Genomic DNA, 4341 nt, shown 5'->3' on the forward strand with positions numbered 1-4341 from the left:
CTTTCGAAGCAATCTCATCACCAAAATGAAGAGCCGAGGAGCCTGCATCAAAGATGGTTCGTCCAGTTTTCTTAGCAAATTCCAGAACATCATTAGAGCCTTTTCCGATACCCGTCTTTGCTTTTGATGCCATCTCATGGCCAAAATGAAGCACCAAGACGCCGGCATCTAAGATGTTTCGTCCTGAGTTCTTTGCAAACTCCAGAGCTGCATCAGTGCCTTTTCCTATACCCTTCTTTGCTTTTGATGCCATCTCATGGCCAAAATGAAGTGCAGAACCTCCAACATGTAAGGCCTCACCTAAGGGGTCATCTAAGAACGCGCCGATTCCATTCTTTGCTTTCGAGGCTATCTCACGGCGAAATCTTAGCGCTGAACCACCTACAGATTTGATTTGATCCTGAGGAATTAATGATAACTCCCCTGGGTGGAATAAAGAACCAAACTCTTTTCCCATCGATTCAGGGGAATATTTTGTAAGGACGTGATCAGACATCTCACTTGTAAGGGCGCTCAATTCATTTATTGAGGGAATCCTCATACCTAAGAAAGACATCGGCTTCTCACCCCCTCTTTTTTCGGGATGAGACTGGAAGCGGTATGGGTCATAAGTTGCCCACTACGTTCATTCCCACTGTTTGAGTTGATATAGCAAAACAACTCCTCATTGGGGAGCCCAAATGGTTCTTTCTGCATTTCCTGCTCAATGAACGTAAGCATGGCTCCTAAGCACCCATAAAAGTGGTTATGTACTTTATAACGATAGATTACAGTTACGTTCCGCATTTTTGAGCGGAAACACATATTTAGTTAATAAAGGGCGGGCGAACGCCCGCCCTACGCTTATCATGCGGACGTTCAATCCGCTTCGCTTATCCTTCGATTAATACGGCTTATTTGCTCGATCAGTTGATGCCGGTCCCGATGTTCCAATTCGAGTATCTCTTCAAACGGCCAATGAAAATGGTACGCTACAAAGGATAACTCCTCGAAAAGGGGTTCCATCGGGTAGGACGTTATTCCCCCGTGCTGCCGACATCCACCTCAACTTCCGTATGACATTCGGGACAGCTTACTTTGATAATCGAATTACCGGTCTCATTGATTTGGCGATAAAAGTTTTGCAGATATGCCAAATCAGCCGAAAATAGTCCTTCGATAACGCCGGGATTAATATCTGACAATGTGCCGAGTTTGGTAATTACCCTTGAAAGCAACACTATCACCAGAAACGCACCGTTTTGGCGAACGCGAGGATCTCTTAAGGGCGCAATCTCATCGGCGGCTGTTGCCAGACGCATTTTCCCCTTCTTGTGGAGAGTGCCTTCCGAGTCGACAAACCCGATAGGCAACGTAAAGTCAAACTCAGTTTGAATCGCTGATCCTTTCAATTACTCATCCTCTTTTCAGAAGATAGCCTGACCGCAATCGACCAGGCTATCTTCGACAGTTTTAAGTCGCGCGTATCAGTTCTTCGTGTGTGATTTCACACTCTTCGACTGACATCTCATTTTGCCCCGCATGCATCGTGGGGCCTTTAAGCTTGCAAATCCACCCATTGGTGAAGTTCCAACGTGCGACCTCAGTTGCATCCGGCGCATAAGCAACGACCGAGCCGTTCTTGCGCGCTTCACCCATCTTGCCATCCTTGGCTTTCTGGAACCACTCGGTGAGTTTCATCGAGTCCGTCACGCCACGGCGCAAAATAATGTTCGAGTACTTAATCGGGCCAGGCAATTTTTTAAGAACCATCTTGCCTTTGGCATCCATCTGGTAGTCTTCAACGACCTGGATTTCCATTTCCAAGCCGCTGCATTCGCGAAATATGCACTCATCCACTCCGGTTACTTCCAGAGCGAAATGATGCACTCTTAGGGGATCTACTCCTCCTGCAGCCATTTATCATTCCTCCATTTCTGTTTTTATTTTCTAATCGTCGGACTTCCGGCCACGCCTTTAGGCGCGACCGGAAGCGAATTTTCTACTATTCGGCGACGCTTGTGCCGCCATCCCATTGACCGATACGGAAGACCACGAATTCAGCCGGTTTTGACGGACAAATTCCGATCTCGCAGGTCAATCTTCCCTGATCGATGAGTTCGCGCGGGTTGGTTTCTTCATCGCATTTGACAAAGAAAGATTCGCCGGCGGTTCGACCAAAGAGCATGCCTTCTCGCCAACAGATGGTGAGGAAAGCGCTGACGTCTCTCTTAAGCCGCTGCCAAAGATCGAAATCATTAGGCTCAAACACAGTCCAATGCGTACTGTCGCCAACTGATTTTTCGACCATATTGAACAGTCTGCGGACGTTCAGATACTTCCACTCAGGATCGCTGGCCAGAGTGCGAGCGCCCCAAACGCGGATACCGCGTCCTGGGAATTCACGAATGACGTTAACGTTGCAGCTTTCCGAGCCATAAAGGACATCGTTCTCGCCCTTGGTGCAGTTGTAGACCACACCCACGGCACTTCGGATGACTTCATTGGCAGGAGCTTTATGCACGCCGCGATTTTGGTCGTTGCGTCCATAAATGCCGGCCATGTAGGCGCTCGGCGGTGCAGGGATCTGCTTGCCGCTGACAGGGTCGGCGATCTTAATCCAAGGATAATAGAGCGCAGCTTTGTCAGAGTCATAGTTAGCGCCGGTTCCCTTGAACTCTTGCTCGCCACGTCGCCATGCGCGCAATTCCTGCGGGTTCATGTTAGGCGGAGCATCCAGAACGGCCACACGATAGTGCATCTTCTCGCAGTGAGCGATCATGGCAGTCTGAACGTTCTTGATCATCTCGAGGTCATCGGGATGAACCTTGCCGTTCACGAGCCGCACGCCGGCCATCAGGTCGGGGCAGCAGACGATGCTGATGTCTTCAAACTCTTCGAATGCATCGAATCCGGTATGCTCGGGCAGGCTCTTATCGCCGGTGAAATCCTTGGCTTTGGCCAGAGACACACCTGTAAAGTAGTAGAGCTTCGGCACGATCGGATCGGATGAACCGCTGAGTTCGGCTCGTACGAGTTCAGAAGCGCTGATGCCCATCTGCTCGTTGCCGTTGTTGATGAGATCCACGATGCTCGCGGGATCATCAAGGTTGACGTTGTTGAATTTTTCCGTCTTTTTGCCGCGCTCGATCACGAGCTGGCCAAACGGAACCTTGTTGCCGATTTCTTCCGGATGGAAGAGACGTGCAGTGGTTGTATTGGCTTCCATTCCGCCGACCGTAGCGCTGAACTTGATCGGACCGATGTTAGTGCTGGAAACCGGCACATCCGCCGCGCTGCCACTTCCACCCATAAGGTTGGAAGATTTCCCTTTGGGGGATGGCGCAGGAAGCGCATTATTGCCTGCTGGGTCCACTTCAGCTTTTACAAATTGTGATTTTTCATTGATCTGATTAATCGCTTCTTGTAAAGTAACGTTAGCGAACTTTTCTTCCTGGTCGGCCTTCTTGATGGTTACCGTAATCTTGTCGTCGGTTTCACCCTTATCGACCATTACGCTGATTTGGCGTCCTACTGCGCCCGGGGTTTTGGCGAATATTCGCAATGCCCCTAACGGCAGTGAAGCCGCAGTCGGATCTGCAGACTTACCTTCGCCGCCGATGCGAAGGACGTAGCAGCGCGAGCCACCTTCTTGGAAAAAGCCATACACCGCGTACGCCAAAAACGTCCCTGGTGTGAAGCTCCCAAACTTTTGGACAAACTGAGTCCAGTTAGTGACTAACGTCGGTTTGTTAAACGGACCTTTTTGGGCGAATCCCACAAACCCAGTTACTGAGGTGGGCGCAAAGGAAATTGGCTTTGGCCCTGTAGAAACTTCCTCAACATACACTCCTGGTGATAGATACTCAGGCATCTCCTAACCCTCCTTATTGGCTTATGCAGCTTCTTAACATACTGCATTATCATCGCAACGAACAGCCAATCACTTATTGAGAGGAATGCGACAGCGCATCGCCTTTCTCTTCAATTCTGTGAATTGATTGCTACTTTTGCTTCCGTTTAGTTGACGACCCTTCATTTTCATTCGAAAGTTCAGAGGTCGAGCAGGGTGCGCGTAGCGCTACAAGCGTTTCATTTCTATTCGCTACTAAGCTGCACTCCGCATAGTTGTTGTCGGGCACATTAACCCTATTTGTTATTGGACTGTATTCAAACATATGGGCTTGTACATGGTACTCCCCCTTCGGCAATCCAGTAACATAGAAAAATCCGCTGCTATCCGTGCTCGCCGAACGCAATGGCAACATGAGATCCTCAGCAGTAGGCTCCAAATGAGTCACTGCTACCGTCACCCCTTGTAAGGGACGCTCATTCTCATCACGCACGAACCCAGCGATCGAT

At 49.6% G+C, this 4341-nt stretch carries 6 protein-coding genes; all 6 read right to left on the reverse strand.

The genetic code is table 11. The annotated features are described in order from the left end of the window. Window positions 1-556 (reverse strand): hypothetical protein (locus tag WCO51_10205; protein ID MEI6513630.1); only part of this gene is annotated, 556 nt, incomplete at its 3' end. Window positions 557-858: 302 nt separating this feature from the next. Next, window positions 859-1005 (reverse strand): DUF6760 family protein, encoded by a 147-nt coding sequence (locus WCO51_10210; protein ID MEI6513631.1) that lies wholly within the window; start codon window positions 1003-1005, stop codon window positions 859-861. 11 nt (window positions 1006-1016) lie between these two features. Next, on the reverse strand, window positions 1017-1391 hold the full coding sequence (locus WCO51_10215) for a phage tail assembly protein (protein MEI6513632.1): 375 nt from the start codon (window positions 1389-1391) through the stop codon (window positions 1017-1019). Between the two features lie 61 nt (window positions 1392-1452). Further along, window positions 1453-1899, reverse strand: a complete 447-nt coding sequence (locus tag WCO51_10220) for a phage tail protein (GenBank protein MEI6513633.1) — start codon at window positions 1897-1899, stop codon at window positions 1453-1455. 85 nt (window positions 1900-1984) lie between these two features. Then, window positions 1985-3853, reverse strand: coding sequence for a phage tail sheath subtilisin-like domain-containing protein (locus tag WCO51_10225; GenBank protein MEI6513634.1), 1869 nt, complete (start codon window positions 3851-3853; stop codon window positions 1985-1987). A 130-nt stretch (window positions 3854-3983) separates the two neighbouring features. Further along, window positions 3984-4341, reverse strand: a 358-nt coding sequence (locus WCO51_10230) for a carboxypeptidase-like regulatory domain-containing protein (GenBank protein MEI6513635.1), incomplete at its 5' end; no start/stop codon positions are given.

It is taken from the genome of bacterium (genome assembly GCA_037131655.1).
In the GTDB taxonomy this organism is placed as follows: Bacteria; Armatimonadota; Fimbriimonadia; order Fimbriimonadales; family JBAXQP01; genus JBAXQP01.

Coding starts and splice junctions, on each gene's coding strand:
- WCO51_10210 (MEI6513631.1), bottom strand. CDS start 1,005: ATGGAACCCCTTTTCGAGGAGTTATCCTTTGTAGCGTACCATTTTCAT.
- WCO51_10220 (MEI6513633.1), bottom strand. CDS start 1,899: ATGGCTGCAGGAGGAGTAGATCCCCTAAGAGTGCATCATTTCGCTCTG.
- WCO51_10225 (MEI6513634.1), bottom strand. CDS start 3,853: ATGCCTGAGTATCTATCACCAGGAGTGTATGTTGAGGAAGTTTCTACA.